The sequence below is a fragment of the Domibacillus indicus genome (assembly GCF_023715895.1).
GTDB lineage: Bacteria > Bacillota > Bacilli > Bacillales > Domibacillaceae > Domibacillus > Domibacillus indicus_A.
On the sequence record NZ_JAMBOO010000003.1, the window covers coordinates 189890 to 208966 of the forward strand.

Annotated in this window: 25 protein-coding genes; 8 read left to right on the forward strand and 17 right to left on the reverse strand. The window is 43.9% G+C overall.

Annotated elements, in window-relative coordinates; all coding sequences use genetic code 11:
• Positions 1-31 precede the first annotated feature (31 nt).
• The 4 genes from M3221_RS07195 to M3221_RS07210 form a co-directional block, all read right to left on the reverse strand.
• Positions 32-1000, reverse strand: coding sequence for an NAD(P)-dependent alcohol dehydrogenase (locus tag M3221_RS07195; protein WP_251271121.1), 969 nt, complete (start codon positions 998-1000; stop codon positions 32-34).
• A gap of 187 nt (positions 1001-1187) precedes the next feature.
• A complete protein-coding gene (locus M3221_RS07200; protein WP_251270829.1) occupies positions 1188-1670 on the reverse strand; it encodes a sigma-70 family RNA polymerase sigma factor in 483 nt (160 codons plus the stop codon).
• A 465-nt stretch (positions 1671-2135) separates the two neighbouring features.
• Positions 2136-4535 carry a DEAD/DEAH box helicase family protein gene (locus M3221_RS07205; RefSeq protein ID WP_251270830.1) on the reverse strand — a complete coding sequence of 800 codons (2400 nt, stop codon included), beginning with the start codon at positions 4533-4535 and terminating at the stop codon, positions 2136-2138.
• Positions 4528-4854: a nucleoside triphosphate pyrophosphohydrolase gene (locus M3221_RS07210; protein ID WP_251270831.1), complete on the reverse strand. Its 327-nt coding sequence runs from the start codon at positions 4852-4854 to the stop codon at positions 4528-4530. Before M3221_RS07210 ends, M3221_RS07205 begins: the two co-directional genes overlap by 8 nt.
• A 194-nt stretch (positions 4855-5048) precedes the next feature.
• On the opposite strand from M3221_RS07210, the gene M3221_RS07215 reads away from it, so the two are divergent.
• A complete protein-coding gene (locus M3221_RS07215; protein ID WP_251270832.1) occupies positions 5049-5357 on the forward strand; it encodes a hypothetical protein in 309 nt (102 codons plus the stop codon).
• A 55-nt stretch (positions 5358-5412) separates the two neighbouring features.
• On the opposite strand, the gene M3221_RS26260 is transcribed toward M3221_RS07215, so the two are convergent.
• From M3221_RS26260 to M3221_RS07225, 3 genes are all read right to left on the reverse strand, one after another.
• Positions 5413-5538, reverse strand: a complete 126-nt coding sequence (locus M3221_RS26260) for a hypothetical protein (RefSeq protein ID WP_285879475.1) — start codon at positions 5536-5538, stop codon at positions 5413-5415.
• 101 nt (positions 5539-5639) lie between these two features.
• Positions 5640-6272: a class D sortase gene (locus tag M3221_RS07220; RefSeq protein ID WP_251270833.1), complete on the reverse strand. Its 633-nt coding sequence runs from the start codon at positions 6270-6272 to the stop codon at positions 5640-5642.
• Positions 6273-6356: 84 nt separating this feature from the next.
• Complete coding sequence (locus M3221_RS07225) at positions 6357-6833, reverse strand: excalibur calcium-binding domain-containing protein (protein WP_251270834.1); 477 nt, start codon at positions 6831-6833, stop codon at positions 6357-6359.
• Positions 6834-7217: 384 nt separating this feature from the next.
• On the opposite strand from M3221_RS07225, the gene M3221_RS26785 reads away from it, so the two are divergent.
• Both M3221_RS26785 and M3221_RS07230 read left to right on the forward strand, forming a co-directional pair.
• Positions 7218-7298 (forward strand): excalibur calcium-binding domain-containing protein, encoded by an 81-nt coding sequence (locus tag M3221_RS26785; RefSeq protein ID WP_396120263.1) that lies wholly within the window; start codon positions 7218-7220, stop codon positions 7296-7298.
• Between the two features lie 137 nt (positions 7299-7435).
• Entirely contained in the window at positions 7436-8209 is a 774-nt protein-coding gene (locus M3221_RS07230; RefSeq protein WP_251270835.1) for a thermonuclease family protein, read from the forward strand.
• Positions 8210-8295: 86 nt separating this feature from the next.
• On the opposite strand, the gene M3221_RS07235 is transcribed toward M3221_RS07230, so the two are convergent.
• The gene (locus tag M3221_RS07235; protein ID WP_251270836.1) at positions 8296-8481 is read right to left on the reverse strand and encodes a hypothetical protein; all 186 of its coding nucleotides are present in this window, start codon (positions 8479-8481) and stop codon (positions 8296-8298) included.
• Positions 8482-8938: 457 nt separating this feature from the next.
• On the opposite strand from M3221_RS07235, the gene M3221_RS07240 reads away from it, so the two are divergent.
• From M3221_RS07240 to M3221_RS07255, 4 genes are all read left to right on the forward strand, one after another.
• The gene (locus M3221_RS07240) at positions 8939-9625 is read left to right on the forward strand and encodes a toxin regulator (protein ID WP_251270837.1); all 687 of its coding nucleotides are present in this window, start codon (positions 8939-8941) and stop codon (positions 9623-9625) included.
• 144 nt (positions 9626-9769) lie between these two features.
• Entirely contained in the window at positions 9770-10246 is a 477-nt protein-coding gene (locus tag M3221_RS07245; protein ID WP_251270838.1) for a PH domain-containing protein, read from the forward strand.
• A gap of 242 nt (positions 10247-10488) precedes the next feature.
• Complete coding sequence (locus tag M3221_RS07250; RefSeq protein WP_251270839.1) at positions 10489-11007, forward strand: tellurite resistance TerB family protein; 519 nt, start codon at positions 10489-10491, stop codon at positions 11005-11007.
• 82 nt (positions 11008-11089) lie between these two features.
• Complete coding sequence (locus M3221_RS07255; protein ID WP_251270840.1) at positions 11090-11569, forward strand: excalibur calcium-binding domain-containing protein; 480 nt, start codon at positions 11090-11092, stop codon at positions 11567-11569.
• Positions 11570-11661: 92 nt separating this feature from the next.
• Here M3221_RS07255 and M3221_RS07260 read toward each other — a convergent pair whose 3' ends face one another.
• The 3 genes from M3221_RS07260 to M3221_RS07270 all read right to left on the reverse strand — a co-directional run bounded on the left by M3221_RS07260 (position 11662) and on the right by M3221_RS07270 (position 12595).
• Positions 11662-11901, reverse strand: a complete 240-nt coding sequence (locus tag M3221_RS07260; RefSeq protein ID WP_251270841.1) for a hypothetical protein — start codon at positions 11899-11901, stop codon at positions 11662-11664.
• A gap of 130 nt (positions 11902-12031) precedes the next feature.
• Entirely contained in the window at positions 12032-12304 is a 273-nt protein-coding gene (locus M3221_RS07265; protein ID WP_251270842.1) for a lamin tail domain-containing protein, read from the reverse strand.
• Between the two features lie 60 nt (positions 12305-12364).
• The gene (locus M3221_RS07270) at positions 12365-12595 is read right to left on the reverse strand and encodes a ComEC/Rec2 family competence protein (protein WP_251270843.1); all 231 of its coding nucleotides are present in this window, start codon (positions 12593-12595) and stop codon (positions 12365-12367) included.
• 196 nt (positions 12596-12791) lie between these two features.
• On the opposite strand from M3221_RS07270, the gene M3221_RS07275 reads away from it, so the two are divergent.
• Positions 12792-14150: an MATE family efflux transporter gene (locus M3221_RS07275; RefSeq protein WP_251270844.1), complete on the forward strand. Its 1359-nt coding sequence runs from the start codon at positions 12792-12794 to the stop codon at positions 14148-14150.
• A 59-nt stretch (positions 14151-14209) separates the two neighbouring features.
• Here M3221_RS07275 and M3221_RS07280 read toward each other — a convergent pair whose 3' ends face one another.
• The 6 genes from M3221_RS07280 to deoD all read right to left on the reverse strand — a co-directional run bounded on the left by M3221_RS07280 (position 14210) and on the right by deoD (position 18908).
• Positions 14210-14974 carry an SDR family oxidoreductase gene (locus M3221_RS07280; protein WP_251270845.1) on the reverse strand — a complete coding sequence of 255 codons (765 nt, stop codon included), beginning with the start codon at positions 14972-14974 and terminating at the stop codon, positions 14210-14212.
• 86 nt (positions 14975-15060) lie between these two features.
• Positions 15061-15402: a hypothetical protein gene (locus tag M3221_RS07285; protein WP_251270846.1), complete on the reverse strand. Its 342-nt coding sequence runs from the start codon at positions 15400-15402 to the stop codon at positions 15061-15063.
• A 55-nt stretch (positions 15403-15457) separates the two neighbouring features.
• Positions 15458-15700 (reverse strand): hypothetical protein, encoded by a 243-nt coding sequence (locus tag M3221_RS07290; RefSeq protein WP_251270847.1) that lies wholly within the window; start codon positions 15698-15700, stop codon positions 15458-15460.
• A 126-nt stretch (positions 15701-15826) separates the two neighbouring features.
• Complete coding sequence (locus M3221_RS07295; RefSeq protein ID WP_251270848.1) at positions 15827-17269, reverse strand: lmo1851 family serine protease; 1443 nt, start codon at positions 17267-17269, stop codon at positions 15827-15829.
• A 158-nt stretch (positions 17270-17427) separates the two neighbouring features.
• Positions 17428-18204 carry a M15 family metallopeptidase gene (locus M3221_RS07300; RefSeq protein ID WP_251270849.1) on the reverse strand — a complete coding sequence of 259 codons (777 nt, stop codon included), beginning with the start codon at positions 18202-18204 and terminating at the stop codon, positions 17428-17430.
• Positions 18201-18908: a purine-nucleoside phosphorylase gene (deoD, locus tag M3221_RS07305; RefSeq protein ID WP_242233691.1), complete on the reverse strand. Its 708-nt coding sequence runs from the start codon at positions 18906-18908 to the stop codon at positions 18201-18203. Before deoD ends, M3221_RS07300 begins: the two co-directional genes overlap by 4 nt.
• Positions 18909-19077 lie beyond the last annotated feature (169 nt).

The following is a 19077-nucleotide window of genomic DNA, read 5'->3' on the forward strand; positions in this document are numbered from 1 at the left end:
CCGGTGCTTCTTCGATTCTATTCAATGTGTGTTAAACGGTGATGACCACTTTCCCCTGCGCATGTCCTTCTGCAAAATACCGGAAAGCTTCGGGCACTTCACTCAATGTGTAGCTTCTATCAATAACCGGCTTTACGTTGCCCGCTTCGAGCAGCTCCTTTATAAAAACTAAATCGCTTTGGTTTTGCCGCTGCAGCATGCTGCTCATTTTCCGATTTCCGATTAAAGAAATCCAGGGCCCGCGAACCATCGTTTCGGTTAACTGGGCACCCGACCCTCCGACGTGAACGAAAATGCCGCCGGGACGCAGGGCGCGCTTATAAGCAGAAAGCGGCTGGTGCCCGTTCACCGCCAGAATCAAATCGTACTGCTGCGTTTTTTCCTTAAAATCCTCTTTTTTATAGTCGATGACATAGTCTGCACCCAGCGATCGCAGCGTATCAACATTTCTCGTGCTGCACACACCCGTTACCTCTGCCCCGAATGCTTTCGCAATTTGGACGGCGAATGTGCCAACCCCGCCAGAAGCACCGTGAATGAGCACCTTTTGCCCCGGCCGGATGTTCCCTTTATTCCGCAGGCCCTGCAGCGCTGTCACACCCGCCATCGGGACCGCCGCTGCTTCCTCAAACGAAAGCTGGGCTGGTTTTAGCGCCAGTGCCCTTTCGGGGACCGCCGCATATTCAGCGAAGCCGCCCCAGCCGCAGCCGGACAAGTCGCCAAACACCTCATCACCTGGCCCAAACTGCTTCACCTCCCTGCCCACTGCCTCTACCCGGCCTGCAATATCTCCTCCAGGTATCGGGTGCTTTGGCTTCAAAAGGCCAAACGCAAAGCGGGCGAGGAACGGTTCTCCTTTCAACAAAACAAGATTTCCATAATTGACCGATGCGGCACGAATGTTTACGAGCACTTCATCGTCCTTCGGAACAGGCTTCTCCACCTCGGTGAATTGCAGAACATCCGGCGTCCCGTATTTGGAACAGACAATCGCTTTTATATGGATTCCTCCTTGTTTCCTGCCATTTTTCGACCTTGCTCCTGACAAACGGTTAAAAGGCCACCGTATGAAATATATTCCGGTCATCCAAGATTCAAGACTCAAATCTGTAAAAAAAGAAATGTGTAAAATCTGTCCCGCCTTTCACCTATCGTTCCGGGCAGCCCCACTGCATAAACGGGTCTATTTACTCACTGTCGCTGAACTCGTCCTGCAATTGCTTGATTGCGGCTTGCTGCCATTTCCGGACAGCAGCCGGCGTCACACCGCATTTTCTGGCAATGTCCGGATTCGATAAGCCTTTGATCACAGACAGGTGAAACCATTCCCCCGCCCGGCCATCGAGCCCTTCCCCACATAACTGAACAAGCGCCGCGGACTCCGGTGTTGGCTCCGGATCCACGCCTTCAAACAAATCCGATTGGCCGGTCAAGACCGTTCCGTCACTGAATGTGGCATCTTTTGTTAGAGCATTTTTCAGGCGTCCCTGAATGTACGAATACGCATACGGCGCAAAATCGCCTTTTGACGCATCGAATCGTGTATGTGCTTCCCACAGGGCGATCAGCCCCACCTGATGAAAATCCTCTTTGTTTTTGTAAATATGCAGCTTGTTCATGATGCGGTGAATCATCGGGTTGTATTGCTGCGCAAGTTGTTCAAATAACATGGAAACATCCAATCCAAGCTAGCGCCAGCCCTGGGTACTCCTTAAGGGCATGACTATCGTAGCGTGTGGATGAATGAGTGTAAATACCTACAAAAAGTGCCAATTGTAAAGGCAAAGACGACAAATTTCAGCTTAAATTTGCCCGTTCCGGCACCCTTTGTTATACTCCTCGCTGACGAAAGGGAAAAGATGGGTTTTCTCTGTTTTTATCCATCAAATTACCTGTTTTGTAAAAGAAGTGTAAAGCAAGTATTATTTTTTGCAGGGGTCAAAAGAACTGATTTACTTTATGGATATAATATTCCATTTCTGTAAATTATATTCCTTATTTTAACAATTTATAAATCATCTAGTCTAAACGAATTTAGCTGTATCATGCCTTGAAACAATCCTCATACAATAAAAAAGAGCCTGCTTAAAAAAGCTGGCTCAGAATCTGTTTTGTAAATCGCTTTATTTCTTATTTCACGACTGTTTCATTTCTTTCCGCTCAAAATACCCATGCAGCCTAAACTCACAGATCTCCTTTGTCCACTCATAAACGAGTGGATTGCCTGCCGCTTCGATGTGAATATGAAAAACATTGTTTTCAAAGGTAATAAGCCCTTTGCTGCTTCCACTCCATTTAGACATGGGCATGCTGGCAATCAAATCAGCCACTGCTTTTTCATTATACTGCTCCAGCTTTTTCCCCTGCCGGTCGGAGAAATCGATTCTTTTCCGGTACTCTTTGGAGGTGAGGTAGCGGTGGAAATAAGGCGCTGCTTCTGCCGGCGTAACCGAGTCCAGCCAGTGTTCCAAACCTTTTGACAGCATGTAGCGGAGCACGACCATTTTGTAGCTTTTGTTCATACCGGTTTTTTCGACTTCTGCAAACCAGTGTCCAAACTGCTCGAACACGGCTCTTTCCGCTTGATTTAATTCGCCCGCCGCATATAAAAAGCCTGGGTAGGATTGGTGAAATTCCTTGACCATTTTGCTGTCGAAAGCCCCATGCAAATGAAGCTCTAAATAAGATGGACGCCGGCCCAGCTCTTTCTTTAACTCTTCATAAGCCATATGCAGCTGTTCTTTTCGCGGGTTACGCTTTCGATTCATTTCTTGGAGCAGTTCAACCGCTTTTAATTCAAAGTCTATTATGCAGGATGCCGGTACAGCCGGAATTACATCCCTTGTTTTGCGATCTGGCTCAGTATCAAACACGCGCATTTTCACATCGGCATTGCGGTAATTGCCAATCAGGTCAATCAGTACGCAGTGTGTTTTTCCTGGTGCTGTCCGCAGGCCGCGGCCGATCTGCTGGGTGAACACTGTTAACGATTCAGTTGGGCGCACAAATAAAATCGTATCAACAGAAGGGATATCCGTCCCTTCATTGAATAAATCAACGGTAAAAATCACATCCAGCTCCCCTTTATCCAGCATCGATATCGCGGCTGGGCGAGAGATCGTTTTCGTACCGGAATGAAGAGCAATCGTACGAAAGCCATTTTCATTGAAATACCGGCTTAAAAATTCCGCCTGCCGAATAGAGGAGCAGAATGCAATGGTTCTTGTCTGCTTGTATGTGCGCCAGGCGTTGATTATTTTTTCTGCCATATCGGTGCGCAGCTGCACCGCTAATAATTCTTCTTCGTCGTAGCGGGTGCCAAGCCATGTCAGCGCCGAATAGTCGGTGTCATCATACACACCGTAATAATGGAACGGCGCGAGCCATTGCTTTTGGATCGCTTCCATAAAATGAATCCGGTAGGCGACGTTTCCGTCACACATGCCGTATACATCCTTGTTGTCCATCCGGTCGGGTGTGGCTGTGATCCCAAGAAAAAACGATGGTGTAAAGTAATCACGCACTTTTTGATACGACTGACTTGCAGCATGGTGAAATTCATCAATGACAACTAAATCAAAAGCATCCCGTTCAAACGTATGCAGATGATGCTTGGAGCCAATCGTAAAGACGGAGGCAAAAATCATATCCGCTTCTTTTTCTTTCGTGGTACCATTTAAAATTCCCGCTGTTCGGTCCGGATGTACATGCAGGAAGGATTTTTTTGCTTGCTCTAATATTTCAATGCGGTGAGCGACAAACAGCACCCGTTTAAAGTGCCTGGCAAAAAAAGCGGCAAGATACGTTTTGCCAAGCCCGGTCGCCATCACAACCAGCGCTCGTTCATATTCTTCTTCCATCGTCTGCTCTAGTGCCGCAAGGGCCGCTTTCTGGGCAGGCCGGGGCGATAAAACCGTATAGGTTTCTCCTTGTTCTGCCACTATCGATTCCTGTCCGGCCGGCTCAGAAAACATTGCATCGACTTCTTCTGCTTCCGTCCACTCTGCACGAAGCACGTTTTTTTCATGAAACTTCGTGTAGCGGCTGCGGTAGTCACGAACTGTTTCCTGGTTCACCGGGACAGTCTGTTCGTGATAAAAGACTGCTTCGAACGCACCAAGCGCCTCGTCAAACAAATGGTCATTTTCAGCCGCCACATTCCACTCGACGCCGCCGGTTAAAGCAGATGCCGACATATTAGAGGACCCGATAATCACATGCCCCTTCTCGCCGAGGCGGAACAAATATGCTTTCGGATGAAACGAACGGCCGCCGCTTTTATATAAGCGAATCTCCGCTTCTGGCACTTCTTCAACCAGCATTTGCAGCGCATCCGGCTGGGTAATATGCAAATAGTCACCCGTTCCAATGCGAATTTCCGCTCCCCGCGCAGCTGCCCTTTGCAAAGCGGGAACCAATTTCTTCACGCCAGACTTCATGACAAAGGAGGTTAAAATATCAATTTCCGTTGCTTCATCAGCAAGACGGTTGATAACGTCAAGTAACTGCGAGGTGATCAGCTGCAGCTTAGTCATCCTCTACCTCTATTAAATAAATGCGGTCCTGAAACCCGCCCCGTTTTTCTGCTTTTTCACGGCGTACTTCCTCTAGTTCTTCAGCTGTCACTCCGTGGATCGCTGCCGCTGCATGGATAAGCTCCAATAAATCAGCCAGCTCCTCTACCGCATCCTGATCGTTCTCAGTACCTTCATATTCGGCTAATTCCTCGTGCATTTTTCTTTTCACTTCTTGTATGTATTCTTTTTCATCCAAAATACGCGATGTATACGTTTTTCCCGCTTTTTCAATCACTTCTAAAATGCGGTCACGGACTAGCTTGTTATGGACAGGCATTTTTTAGACACTTCCTTTATTTATTTCCTATGATTTTACCAAATGCCTGTGAAAATTTGTTGATTTCCGGCTAAAAACCTCAAATGATAGAATCGAGTAAAGTGAAGCTTTTTCCTTGAAACGGGTGTGGTGCTTGAGTGCGGAAGATGATCCCGATACAATGAAGCAAAGCAATCTGTGTGAGGAGAGATGAAATGTCAAAGGAAATGGAAGAGTTTATTGTACAGAGCTACCAGAAAGAAGAGAATATGATGATTCTGGTGTTTGCCCAGTGGTGTATCAATCACGACCTGGACCCGAAAGCCGTGTACATGAAAGCCTATCCGGATCAAGCTGAGAATCAAGCCTTAAAAGACGCGCTGGCTTTAACAGTGCCAAAAGAAGAAGCCGGCGAGGTGCCGGATGGAACGTTACTCGGTGTGCTGTCCCTGTTTGGCAATGACGATCTCGCTTTTATCGTTACAGAGGAGATTGCTCGGCGGGATGGAAAGAAAAAGCTATAGTCACTAAAAAGGGCTGCCAGCGGATTATCCGGTGTGCAGCCCTTTTCTTATTCTTTTAGGAAGTGTGCGCTGAAATCGCGTGAATGATCGTCTGCCAGTCATCTGCATGCATTTCGTGGCCTATTCTCTCTAAGTTGGGGAGCTTAACGTTCGGGATTTCATCAAACCAGGTCAACTCCATGCTCGCACTCCCAGGGATGTACTTGTGTGCGGAAGATAAACCCGCTTTTCAACCCAAAAACGAGCCACACCGGTTTCAAAGTGATGTGACTTTTTGATTTATCATTCTGGATTTGATAGAGCTGCTTGAATGATATACCGGTCAGGAGCATTTCCTACATAGGAAAAAGGATAACACGTTGTGAGCGTTAAAGTAGAGGTTGCTTTATCCACTATTACGGAGCGATCATCTTTATCTGTAATCCATATCTTTTGAATAATATAATGGTAGGTTTGGTTGCTATATTCCACCATCAAAGAATCACCTATTTCCAATTCACCTAACCGAACAAAAACTGTATCGCGGTGACCGCTTAACACTGTATGTTTTTCCCCGGGAGGTGTCGTTCTTTTGCTGTCAAACATCCCTACTCCTTTTTTCAATACCTTTTCATCGGTTCCCCAAAATATCTGATATTTTTGTTGGATTTTTGGGATTACAAGCATACCTACTTTTTCACCTAGTTCATGCTGATTGTTTATCATAACCTTTTCTTTACTCGGTGATTGTGGAGAAGGTGTAACTTTTTGATTATCCGTTGTCTTCTCAGGAGTTGTTTTAATCTGTTCATAGTGGGCTACTTCTTCTGTTGTCATATTTTCGGCGGATGAACGGCCTTCCTGCCAGCTTACAAAATTGGAGACCCCAAGAACCAGACCGGCTATCAACAAGAAAATGCCTATTATTTTTCTCAAAATAACACCTCCATTAACCGTATGTAATTATCTTTTTTACCTCCTACTATAAAAAAACGACAGGTTGCCCTGTCGCTCTTGTCGTTACTCTTTCACTTTTTTGCGACGAATAAGAAGGGCACCGCCAGCTGCGGCCATAACAGCGGCCATTCCTATCATCCCGACATCATTGGTAGCCGTATCAGGCATTTTTTCACCTGATGCGTTTGATTGTTGAGTGTTAGCAGTGCTTTGTTCCTCAGAAGTACTATCAGATGATGAATTAGTATTTTCTGATGTAGAATCATTGCTGTCAGATGTAGAGTCATTGCTTTCCTGAGAAGCAACAAAGTCGTTGTACTCCGATGAGCTCACTTCACAAGGGGCTCCGTCGTTGTCACGGTCTAAATCATGCGGATCATTAGAAGCGCTATATCCATTATCATACCAAAATTGCATAACTTCCTGATTGCTCGCGAAATTTCCACAATCTCTGTCATCCGAAGGTGCTGCTAAGGAACCGCTGCCAAATGCCATTAACAAAAATGAAATCACTGCAAATCCTGAAAACCATTTCTTCATCTTTTGCCCTCTTTTCACTATATTTTTTAAAACATTACTACTGATAAGTAAAGTGTCAATTATGTAGTAATGCATTAAAACCTTCATTTTTTAAACTCAACATTTTTAAAGTTTCGATATACTATCTTTTTAGCAATGAACCATAAAGATTATGAAAATAACATTTCACGTCAAAAGAGCCTTCAACTAATTAAAATAATAGATGATTAATATTCTTTATTGGGTTACCCGGTTTTTACCTTTATAATCCTCATTTTCATTTTTTTATTACTTTTTGATAATTTTTTATTTTTTTAAAGATTATCACGTTGGTTCTATTAGTTAAGAAGGAAGAACAAGAGTTAGAAAGTATTTCAGGAAAATTGGCCGCGGTAAGAACTACCGGTGCTGCGTCGATTTGTACAGGGGGATTCTGGGTTTGGGAATCACTTAGATCATGATGGCGACGAGGTAGCTTGCGAATAAAGTATGTATATCACTCTCTCCTAATCAGAGAGAGTTTTTTTATTTATCACTGTCTATATTTGTCGAACGAAAATGATAGCCACCAACCCTTTTTCATAGGAAAATAGATTTAGTTAATTTATTGAAAGAGGAGAAAAATGTTGCTTAAAAAGAAATTATTTAAACCTGTCGCTGCGTCCCTTCTGTCTGTTTCACTACTCGCTGGATCCTTTACACCGGCATTTAACGATCTATCGTCTCAAACTGCTGAAGCTGCGCTGCCAAAGACAGCTACAAAGGTAACCGTTAATGAGGTTGTAGACGGAGATACAATTAAAGTTACATACAAAGGAAGAGCTGAAACAGTTCGAATGATTTTAATTGATACCCCAGAAACGAAGGATCCTAAGAAATGTGTACAGCTATACGGACCCGAAGCAACTGCCTATACAAAGAAATACCTGCTAGATAAAACAAAGACAGTAAGTATCGAATTTGATAAAGATACTCGAGATCAATACGGCCGTCTTCTTGCTTACGTATATGTGAATGAAACTATGTTTAATGAGCTGCTAATTCAAAACGGATTAGCCAGAATTGCTGTTTTCGAACCAAACACAAAATACCTAAAGAAACTGCAGGAAAGTGAAAATAAAGCAAAATCAGCCAAAAAAGGAATCTGGTCAAATTCCAATGCAATTAAAGGTGGCTGCGCCCCAAAGCCAGCTCCGGCTCCTGTTAAGCCGGCTCCAAAGCCGACACCAGCTCCTGCACCGAAGCCAGTTCCAAAACCAGCTCCGGCTCCAAAGAAAGAAACATTTAAGAACTGCACAGAGCTTCGCAAGAAGTATCCGAACGGCGTAAAGAAAGGCCACCCTGCCTACGATACTAAACATGATCGTGATAAAGACGGATGGGCTTGTGAAAGATAAAATCCGAAATAGATAAAGGTAAGAGCCGCAACAGAATTAAATGTTGCGGTTTTACTTTAAAATATAACCTATTCTCTAGTATTTTCTTATTGGAATTCACTGTGTGTAATTCCCGGTTTCCAACTACGCGTTTTGGCTATCCATACTATTTGCCTGCTATTACTTAATCCACCAATTCCTCTAGGATCTCTTCCATGTCTCTTCATAAGCCTTTTTAATTCCTCTTCTGAAACTACTTTACGACTAATAACTTCTTCAACTACAGGGTGCATTATAGTACCTCCTTAATCCTTATAATTCAATAATATCGGGAAATTTCAATTAATTAACTCACTAGAAAAATAAAATTTAGATTTTTAAGCAAGCTGTTAATATATTCTATATATTTTTGTAGTTCCACTCTTGGGTTAGGGCGTTTCTTTCTCCTGGCACGCCTAACTATATATGGTTAAAAGCCGCATCAGCGCGATAACTGATACAGCTTTTCTCAATCGATTCATCTACAGGTACATACTCATGTGTAAATCTATTTTGTAAATGGTAATAATTATGTTTAAATACATTATTTTCAGTGTTTTGTCAAGAAAAATCATGTAGAAACTCCTAGTTTTTTATAGCATAATAAAGAAGTTGTTTTTTCAGTTATAAATTTACTACTTTGGAATTTAGAATTGAAAATGTCGTTGATTTAGTCTGGGGGAACTATTTTAAATGGAGGTACATACATAAGTGGATTGGAAAAACAAAAAGGTAATGGTTTTGCTCGGTGCTTTTATCTTGGTGACTATTTTACTGTTTACCAATTTAAGTTCTGTATCTGAAAAAGAAGATCAGGTAGCTGCTCTACAACTTAAACTTGATGAAAGTGAAAAAACCATTAAGGATCAGAGCTCAAAAATTACTACTTTAGAACAAAAAGTCGAAGAAGCAAAGCCTTGGTTTGAGTTAACAGAAAAAGAAAAGCAACAAAAGATTGAAGAACAAAAAGCTAAAGATGCTGCCGCTGCTAAGAAAAAAGCTGAGGAAGCCGCTGCTAAAAAAGCTGCTGAGGAAGCTGCTGCTGCAGAAGCTCAAAGAAAAGCTGAAGAAGAAGAAAAAAGAGGCTACGAGACAGGTATTACATATGACCAGTTAGCTAGAACCCCTGATGATTATATCGGTGAGAAAGTTAAATTTTATGGCAAGGTTGTTCAGGTAATGGAAGGTGATGGAGAAGTTCAAGTAAGGATTGCTGTTAACGAAGATTACGACACCATACTTTTTGGTGCTTACGACTCCTATATTACCGATTCTAGAATACTGGAAGATGATCTAATTACTGTGATGGGGACATCAAATGGTCTGTTAACTTATGAGTCTACAATGGGTGGAGATATTACTATCCCTAGTATATTTATTGATAAAATTGAGCAGTAAGCACTTATAAAGAAAAGCCACATCAGCGTGCTAACTGATATGGCTTTTCTCATACGTTTTCTTTGATCTGAATAATCCTGTTGCGCTCTGTATTATTTCTAAATGCAATTATAAAATTTTTTATTATATGGAGGCCTACATAATATGGCTAAATTCACTAAATTTAATAGCCGTTTTGGTGAAATTGAATATCCGATCACACTTAGTGAGATGGAAGAAATATCTCTAGAATTTCCAAAAAGTGAAAGAAAATTTTACGAAATGGCAATTAAAGCATTAAAAAAAGTTATGAAGCCTGATGAAAAGATTTATTCTTTTTCATCTGCTGATCCTAAACTTACTAAAACAGGTTTTATGATTATCGGCGAGCAAAATCTATACTTTACCACTCTAAAAGGTGGGCTCATGGGTGGAGCAGACGCTGAAGTCGTAAAATATAAAGATATTAAAAGTGTAGATTTCGACATTGTACCAAATCCTTTTGGAATGGCACAGATGGAGCTTGGAATGGTTATTCTTGAAATGAAAGGAATGTTTAGTTCCAAAAAACGAACTATAAGAAACATTCCAGAATCCAATTTAGATGCAATAGTAGAAAGATTAAGAACTCGTTTATCCTAATGAGGCGCTACCTTCTTTCTTAGGATTTATTCCAAGGGAAGCTGCGTCTACTCCCTATTCTTTGTAATGAAAATAAAAGTAAGACTCATGATAAAGATGGAATTACTTGTGAAAAACAATAGTCTTTCCTATAATCAAGATAAAGAGGAAGTTCTTAGAAGAACTTTGCCTAATAAAAAGTTTTTTGGATGAAATCTCATTTGAGATTATTCATATAATCAAATTTTAAGGAGGATTTAATTTTGGGTTTATTTGATATGTTTAAAGGTGATTCTACTAAAAACGATAATGGCATGAATCCGCACTTCGCTTTCGCTACTTCCCTGCTTTACATGATGGGTTCAGACGGCGAATTTGACAACGAAGAAATTGGCCAATTGCTTGCTGTTTTAGGAGGAAAAAACAAAGGTGGCAAGGTTATCGTTGGTGGAAATAATGACGATTTAATGGAAAAAGCAATTAAATACGTACAACGCAACTCAATTGATCAATTTTTAAAAGAAGCTGCCCCAGTTTTATCAGATGCACAAAAAATGTGTATCTTAGTTAATCTAGTAGATTCTTCTTTATCAGATGGCGAAGCAGAACGTGAAGAACAAGAAATGTTCGGAAAGTTCCTTTCCGCATTTGAAATTTCTGAAGAACGTTTCACACCTTTCTTTGAAGTTATTATGTTAAAGAACGATCGTGCGGTCTTCCTTGATCAAAATCACGCGAAAAACAAGCCTGGTTTTGAAGTAGAATTGACTATGCCAAAATAAATTTCTATTAGACCGCGTCTGTTTTTATAGGCGCGGTATTTTCTTGTGATCGATATATAAATCAATAAAAGAAGGTATACAAATGTTTAACACCAATAATGGAAACAATAAAAAACGTGGCGGCTGTTTTGGTTGCCTCGGCTGTCTAGGCCTCATATTAATTTTCGGGTTATTATTTGGAGCATGTTCAGCAATTTTCGGGGACAATACGGAAACAGATGTTGACACTGAAAATACTGAGACAGCCCCTGTTACAGAAGAACAAGAAGAACCAACGGTAACCGAAGAGGAACCTGCCGTTGAGGAAGAACAAGAGTTTGAACCTGTTGAAGAAGAAGCTCCTGAACCAGTAGAACCTGTGGAAGAAGAGCCTGCTGTAAAAGAACCAGTAGTTGAAGAAGAAACAGAACCGGTAATTGAAGAGGAAGAACCAGCAGTAGAAAGTGTGTTTTATGAAAATTGCTCGGCAGTAAGAGCTGCTGGCGCTGCTCCTATTCGTACAGGCGATCCTGGCTTTGGCGATCACTTAGACCGTGATGGTGACGGTATTGCTTGCGAATAATCATCCAATTAATCCCTTCCTTTAAGTAAAAACAGCTTTTGGTTACTAAAATTCAAAAAAGTGGTATCAGTAAATAACTGATACCGCTTTTTTTATTCCTTTTCTTCAGTTTGCTTGAGCAACTGCTCTTTAATTGCTCTAGCTGTTTCCTCTTCTAAAAGATCAATCTGGAGACCTCCCGGAAGAGATATGATTTTGATCAAGTCTCCTTTCTTCACATTAGCTCCAAGCTTTTCAACCTCTACCAGCTCTTTAATCGATTCATCTTCACTCCATAACAGATTCGCTTGGCCTTTTTCAATGGAGTCAATCATATAAATACCGTTTCTCATCAATCCACCACACTCACTAGCTCACCAGTCGAATCATATAACTGTGCTGGATCTCCGATATTCGCTCACATGTTAGAGGTTGTCCATTTCAGATACGTTGGCAGCTGCTCTTTTGCATGAGAACTGGAGGTCACATAACGGTTCTCCCAGCCCTTAAAATGAATCCATCAGGGAAGGCGTATGTTTGATTTCCTTTAAAGCTGACGAGTGTCCATCCTATCACATCTATGTTTTTAGAACCGCTATTTTTCATACCAACAGTTTCCCCGCTTAAATCCTTACAGGCAATCACAATGTTGTCGTTGCTTGTCATTGGTTCGTCCTGTGTTGGTTCTTCATCGATTCCTTGTGTAAAATGAATGTCCTTGCCATCTGTCCATGTTTCTACGTCACCTTCTGGCATTTCCCATACTTCAACATCATAATCGAGCAGACGATTTAGCACCTCGGAATGAGGATGTCCCTATGTGTTTCCTTCCCCATAGGACAAAATCGCGTCACTTGGATCAACTGCGGCCAAAAATGATGCTGAGGTTCCTGTAGAAGATCCATGATGTGAGACTTTATATACTTCTACGTCCAGATCGTATTTGGCCATCATTTCATTTTCTACTTCAATCCCTGTCTTCTTTGCCAATAAAAAGTAAAGGAACAGATGAATGAACAGCGCGGCGGCAAAAAGAAAGACCAGCACCGGATAACTCATTGCAGCATGGCTTGTTTTGCGGGCTGGTATGATGCCAATGGAGTGCTACATTAAAAAAGCTCTCCAAAACCAGGTTAACCTGACTAACACCCCCGTTTTCTTTATATCCCAACTTAAATAAATCCAGTAATCTCAACCTGTTCCTTTTGTGCTATACTATCTTTCGGTAAAGGAGTTGAACGGCTTGATTGAAACAGCCACAACGCGTGCAAAAGTACGCCAATTTTTATTTATTTTAATCCCTATTCTTGTGACGCAGATTGCCATGTTTGCGATGACATTTTTCGATACGATTATGTCCGGGCATTACAGTGCCGATGATTTAGCCGGCGTAGCGGTCGGCTCCTCTCTTTGGATGCCCGTTTATACAGGACTCAGCGGTATTTTATTATCGATTACGCCAATTGTCGGCCATTTAACGGGAAGCGGACGCCGCGGTGAGGTGTCTTTTTCTGTCATGCAGGCGATTTATGTGGCGCTTGTGATTTCCGCCATTACCTATCTGCTTGGATGGGTCCTGCTTGAACCCGTGCTCGGAATCATGAATTTAACGGATAACGTGCGCCGCATCGCTTATGAGTACGTGATCGGACTGTCATTCGGCATTTTGCCGCTTTTTTTAACGGCGGTTGTCCGCGGATTTATCGATGCGCTCGGCATGACTCGCACGTCGATGATCATTACGGTGATGACGCTGCCCGTCAATGTCGCTTTTAACTACTTGCTCATTTATGGGAAATTCGGTTTTCCGGAACTTGGCGGTGTCGGCTCTGGTTATGCGTCCGCGATCAGCTACTGGCTTATTTTCCTGCTCGCTGTCTGGATTGTCTGGCGGAAGGAGCCGTTTTCGGCTTACCGGCTGTTTGGACGCCTGCCGCGTGCGTCCTTTGCAAAATGGAAAGAAATTTTGCTGCTAGGCCTGCCGATTGGGCTGTCGATCTTTTTTGAAACGAGTATTTTTTCCGCGGTAACGCTTTTGATGAGTGAGTACAGCACAAACGTCATTGCGGCTCATCAGGCTGCCATCAATTTCGCTTCACTTACGTACATGATCCCGCTCAGCGTATCGATGGCGCTGACGATTGTGGTTGGTTTTGAAGCCGGGGCTGGACGGTTTCAAGATGCCCGGCAGTACAGCCGAATCGGCATTGCGATGGCGGTTGGCATTGCGGTAGTCGGCACGGTTGTGATTTTCGGGTTCCGTGATGCGATCGCTCATTTGTATTCGACTGATGCGGAAGTTCTCGGGCTGACTGCCTCGTTTTTAATCTACGCGGCGATTTTCCAGCTTTCGGATGCGGTACAGGCACCGGTGCAGGGCGCACTCCGCGGATACAAAGATGTCAATGTCACATTTATGATGACCATGATCAGCTATTGGGTCATCGGGCTGCCGCTCGGCTGGGCGCTCGCCCGCTGGACTGACTGGGGCCCATACGGCTACTGGATCGGCTTAATTACCGGTTTAACGTGCGGGGCCATCACGCTGTCTGTACGCCTGCGTATAGTGCAGCACAAAAAAACATCACGCCTGGCAGCGTGATGTTTTTTCTTTATATGACTGGTATGTGAATGAGAGAATTAGGATGAAAAACGTTTTTTTCAATTTCTATTTCGAAAATGCTTGCAAAGCACATCCTGGCCGCCCGTTACCGGAATAATCGCACCAGTGATAAAAGCGGAGGCCTCGGAAGCAAGAAATGCAGCTACCCGTGCAATGTCCCCGCCGGTTCCCGGCCGACCGACCGGCACAAGCGGAGCTGGTTTTCCCTCAGCAGCTGTTATATCTTCTTCTTTCCACCTGCCTGCAATATCCCCCGGACAAATCATATTCGCAGTGATGCCGGATGATGCTTCTTCCAGGGCAATCGTTTTGATCAGCGAGGCAAGCCCCGTTTTGGCAGCTGCAAAAGCGGAACGGTCGACCCAGGCCGGCGCTGTTTCCACACGGTCGAAGCCAAAGGCAATCAGCCGGCCCCACCCCCGCTCCTTCATTCCCGGCAGGAGAAGCTTCGATAAGTAAAACACAGAGGTTAAATTACCGCTGATCAGCTGGTGCCACTCGTCCCAGGAATAGTCGGCCATTGGTTTTCGTTCTTGTATGTAGGGTCCTGCATTGTGTATTAAAATATCAATCTCTCCAGAGAAGGAAGCAATTTTCTCACAATCTTCTTTTCGTGATACATCTCCTTGTACAGCTGACGCCTGTACGCCAAACCGGTTTGACAGCTCTGTTGCAAATACTTCTGCACTTGCCGCATCTGAACGGTAGTTAATGACGACCGAACATCCTGCGGCTGCTAAGTATTCCGCCGTTTTTCGCCCTATCCCTTTTGAACCGCCTGTGATTAATGCGCGTTTTGCCATGAAGCGTCCCCCCCATTCTCTACTTCCATCCTAAAGGATTCGATACGGGGCTGGCAAATTTAAAAAGCCGATGCAAAAGCACCGGCTTAAAGAGAGCCATCCATGCAAATAAACCCTTTTACATGAATGTTGTATTTTTTCAACAGCCGGACGGAAAAGTTCCGTTCAACCGCTGAAGCAGCAGCGATATACACTTCCTGCCCGCCAAATTTGCCCGCATTCCGCGGAATGTAACCGCATGGAATAAGCTCTGCTCCTTCAAGCGGCAGTCGGTTTGCTTCCTGCCAGTCACGCACATCAATTACCGGATGCCCAGCCGCTTCTTCGAGAGATATGCGCTTTACGTTAACCGGCCAATAACGTTTATAGCCAATAAGCAGCGCTGCTGCGATTACCAGCACTGCGGCGGCCATGATCACCACCGTCATTTTTGCTTCCCTCCATCCGTTTCCTGCTTTATTTTATACGCGAAGGGGTATAAAATCAATGCTTTTGTTTGATTTCTTCAAAATGATCCAAATAAACAGAAATTAGCGTTACTTTTTCTGTATCCGTTAAGGACGACGCGCAAACACGACGTACCGCTTCAACCAGCTTTTGTTCCGGCTTTCGGCGCAGGCGCGGATGATTCAGTTTATCCTCAAGCTCGTTTTGGATCGCTTCTTCTATATCGGTAAACGTGCGTCCTTTCCACAGTGCTTGATACAATGCATGCCAATCTGCCAAAAAGAACCCTCCTTTATTTCCGAATTTTATTTTATGCTTCTTTTTGTCGTTTGGCTAGGGACAAACGTCTATTCTCCCATAAAATGTGCTCATAAAAAAACCTCTCCACGCCGGGAGAGGTTTTTTTTATTTGATTTTTGCCTGCACGGACTGGATCGCCCGGTTTAGCTGTGTATCGTTTTGTTCAAGCTTTAAGCGAAGGTTCTCCATCAGTTTCGTCGTAGAAGCACCGGTTAGGATACCCGTTTCCTCAAGCTTTGCCGCTTTTTGGAATTCTTTTACGGCGCTTTCCGTTGATTCATCGAAGTAGCCGTCCGCTTTGCCCGGATCGTAACCAAGGGCAGACAGCATTTTTTCAGCTGTTTTCACTTCATCTGTCATCGATTCAAGCTGCAGCTTTGATTCCGGATTAATATACGTCAAGTTTGCATAATCAGGAAGCGCTACAACCGCATCCGGCTTAATGCCTTTTTTATGAATCCATGTTCCGTTCGGCGTCAGCCATTTTGCTGTCGTCAGCTTTAAATTAGAATTATCGCTGAAGTCCTCAGCCGATTGAACGGTGCCTTTTCCGAAGGATTTTTCACCAATAAGCGGAATGCCGGCCGATTCATTGAGGGCTGCCGCCATAATTTCTGCCGCACTCGCACTGCCGCTGTCAATTAACACAACGGTCGGCAGCTCAATTTTCTCGCCGCCTTCAGCTTTATACGCCTCGGTTTTGCCGGCAGATTCGATTTGTAAAATGTTTTTGCCTTCCGGTACAAAAAGGCTGGACATTTCGATGGCCTGATCAAGCAGGCCGCCTGGATTTTGACGAAGATCCAGGACGATGCCTTTCATGCCTTCTTTTTCCATATCAGCAAGGGCTGTTTCAAGCTCCTCGGCTGTATGCTCGGAAAAGCTTGTGATTTGAATATGGGCGATGCCGTTTTTCTGCATTTCAGCATACACCGTTTCAATCGGAATATCATCGCGGACAATTGTCATTTTCTGTGCTTTTTCCGTTCCGGCTTTTCGCACTTCTAATGTCACTTTCGTTCCTTTTTCGCCGCGGATCAGCAGAACAGCTTCGGAAGCGCTCATGCCTTGAATGCTTTTTCCATCTACGGAAAGAATCATATCATTCGGCTTTAAGCCCGCTTTTTCGGCAGGAGATCCTTTAATCGGCGATACGACGACAATGTAACCTTCCTGCTCTTGTACTTCAGCTCCAATTCCCTGGAACGAGCTGGATACTTCTTCATGGAACTGAGAAGCTTCTTTTTCATCCATATAATCTGAGTATGGATCCTCAAGTGAATCAATCATCCCGTTGATCGCACCGTTGACGAGCTTGTCCTGATCCACATCTTCATAGTACGTGCTTTGAATTTTGTCGTATGCTTCATATAATTTGCTGAACTCTGAACGGTCCGGCGCTCCAACTTCAACTGCTTTCTCGTCACCGAAAGCAAGCGTAAGTGTCGTTACCGCCGCCGTAATAAACACGAGCGCAAAAATCATTATAATAAACGGAAATCGTTTTATTTTGACATAATGGCCCTGTTCCGGCTTTTCTTCTTCCATTTTGTTCCCCGCTTTCATCATCTATGTACACTGATCTTCTCATTTTAGCAGTTTTCGTTTATTTTTGAAAACAAAAACCTGCTAAAAAGCCGGCAGATTACTCTGCCGGTTCCAGTCAGCCTGCTTTCTAACGCTGTCTACACGCTGAAATCACCAGATTACTCTGCTGGTTTCATCTGCTCGAAATACTCCTCGAGTGTCCAGCCGTTTTTGTAAATCACAGCCGCTGCTTCCTTGCCGATATAGCGAAAATGCCACGGTTCATATATATACTGGGTAATATCTTCCTTGCCTTTCGGATAACGAAGAATAAAACCGTATTCATGGGCGTGATCTTTGAGCCAGCGCCCTTCCTCTGTCGCTTCAAACTCTTCATTGAGTTCATATTGATTGCCTTCGGAGGAAATATCCATGGCAAGACCCGACTGATGCTCACTCATGCCTGGCGGAGCGATCGATTTTAAGGCTTGTTCTTTGCTGCTTGCTGCCGCCCCGGCCGCTAAAATTTCTTCCTGGCGGCTGTAGGAACGATAACCTGACACGGCAAACAAGTAAATCCCGTCTTCTTCCGCCCCTTTAAACATTGTTTCAAGCGCGGTGGCCGCTTCTTTTCTCATATAGCTTTTCTCAATGTCCTGATTGCCGAAGGAAAACTGCACATTCGGGCGAACCAAATCCGGCGGGCTATAATCAGAAGGCAGCGCAAACTCTTTGTTCACAAGCACCATCATATTTTCCGGATTTTGAATTTCCTGCACACCGTTCACCTCTTTCAATTGATTGAAATGCGATGCGTCAATGACAGGTCCTGTTTCTTTTTTCACGGCTTCTTTTGCAGGTGCTGTTTGTTCACTTTCTTTTACGGGTTCTTCTTTTGCTGACGTACATCCGGCAAGCATCAAAGCCGCTGCCAGGGTTAAAGCTGTTTTTTTCATTTGGATAGAACCGCCGCTTCAAGCGCCACTTCAATCATTTCATTGAACGTTGTCTGACGTTCTTCGGCTGTTGTTTCTTCGCCTGTAATAATATGGTCACTTACCGTCAGCACCGACAGGGCACGGCGGCCGAATTTTGCTGCCAGCGTGTAAAGAGCGGTTGTTTCCATTTCAATGGCTAAAATGCCGTACTGCGCCCATTTTTTATGGTCGGCGTTATCATTGTAAAACTGATCCGCTGTAAACACGCCGCCCACTTTCAGTTGGAGCCCTTTTTCCGTACCGGCATCAAAAGCCGCTTTCAGCAGGGACCAATCGGCTGCCGGCGCATAGTCGATTCCCGGAAACGTCACCCGGTTCATGCTGGAATCTGTTGATGATGTCATCGCTAAAATCACGTCACGTACCTTTACGTCCTGCTGAATCGCTCCGCAAGTACCGACCCGAATCAAGTTTTTGACGTCATAGCTTTGAATCAGCTCATTCACATAAATCGAAATCGACGGCACACCCATGCCGGTACCTTGAACAGATACCTTCTTTCCTTTATATGTACCGGTAAAGCCCAGCATGCCACGAACTTCGTTATAGCAGACCGGATTTTCCAAAAACGTCTCCGCAATATATTTTGCCCGCAGTGGGTCGCCCGGAAGCAAGACTGTTTCGGCGATATCGCCCTGTTTTGCACCAATGTGTACACTCATTTATAATTCCTCCATCAAATAAAATAAGCCAATCAACTCGAGACTTTTCCCATTGGCTCTTCTATCGTACATATGTTAAAACGCACGAATCTGCCCGGACGAATGCCCGGGTTCTATCCCATTCTATCCCACCTTTGCGGGCAGTACAAGAATGACACCACAAAAGAAC

Coding starts and splice junctions, on each gene's coding strand:
- M3221_RS07200 (WP_251270829.1), bottom strand. CDS start 1,670: ATGTTATTTGAACAACTTGCGCAGCAATACAACCCGATGATTCACCGC.
- M3221_RS07205 (WP_251270830.1), bottom strand. CDS start 4,535: ATGACTAAGCTGCAGCTGATCACCTCGCAGTTACTTGACGTTATCAAC.
- M3221_RS07210 (WP_251270831.1), bottom strand. CDS start 4,854: ATGCCTGTCCATAACAAGCTAGTCCGTGACCGCATTTTAGAAGTGATT.
- M3221_RS07215 (WP_251270832.1), top strand. CDS start 5,049: ATGTCAAAGGAAATGGAAGAGTTTATTGTACAGAGCTACCAGAAAGAA.
- M3221_RS26260 (WP_285879475.1), bottom strand. CDS start 5,538: ATGGAGTTGACCTGGTTTGATGAAATCCCGAACGTTAAGCTCCCCAAC.
- M3221_RS07225 (WP_251270834.1), bottom strand. CDS start 6,833: ATGAAGAAATGGTTTTCAGGATTTGCAGTGATTTCATTTTTGTTAATG.
- M3221_RS07230 (WP_251270835.1), top strand. CDS start 7,436: ATGTTGCTTAAAAAGAAATTATTTAAACCTGTCGCTGCGTCCCTTCTG.
- M3221_RS07235 (WP_251270836.1), bottom strand. CDS start 8,481: ATGCACCCTGTAGTTGAAGAAGTTATTAGTCGTAAAGTAGTTTCAGAA.
- M3221_RS07245 (WP_251270838.1), top strand. CDS start 9,770: ATGGCTAAATTCACTAAATTTAATAGCCGTTTTGGTGAAATTGAATAT.
- M3221_RS07255 (WP_251270840.1), top strand. CDS start 11,090: ATGTTTAACACCAATAATGGAAACAATAAAAAACGTGGCGGCTGTTTT.
- M3221_RS07260 (WP_251270841.1), bottom strand. CDS start 11,901: ATGAGAAACGGTATTTATATGATTGACTCCATTGAAAAAGGCCAAGCG.
- M3221_RS07265 (WP_251270842.1), bottom strand. CDS start 12,304: ATGCCAGAAGGTGACGTAGAAACATGGACAGATGGCAAGGACATTCAT.
- M3221_RS07280 (WP_251270845.1), bottom strand. CDS start 14,974: ATGGCAAAACGCGCATTAATCACAGGCGGTTCAAAAGGGATAGGGCGA.
- M3221_RS07285 (WP_251270846.1), bottom strand. CDS start 15,402: ATGACGGTGGTGATCATGGCCGCCGCAGTGCTGGTAATCGCAGCAGCG.
- M3221_RS07295 (WP_251270848.1), bottom strand. CDS start 17,269: ATGGAAGAAGAAAAGCCGGAACAGGGCCATTATGTCAAAATAAAACGA.
- M3221_RS07300 (WP_251270849.1), bottom strand. CDS start 18,204: ATGAAAAAAACAGCTTTAACCCTGGCAGCGGCTTTGATGCTTGCCGGA.
- deoD (WP_242233691.1), bottom strand. CDS start 18,908: ATGAGTGTACACATTGGTGCAAAACAGGGCGATATCGCCGAAACAGTC.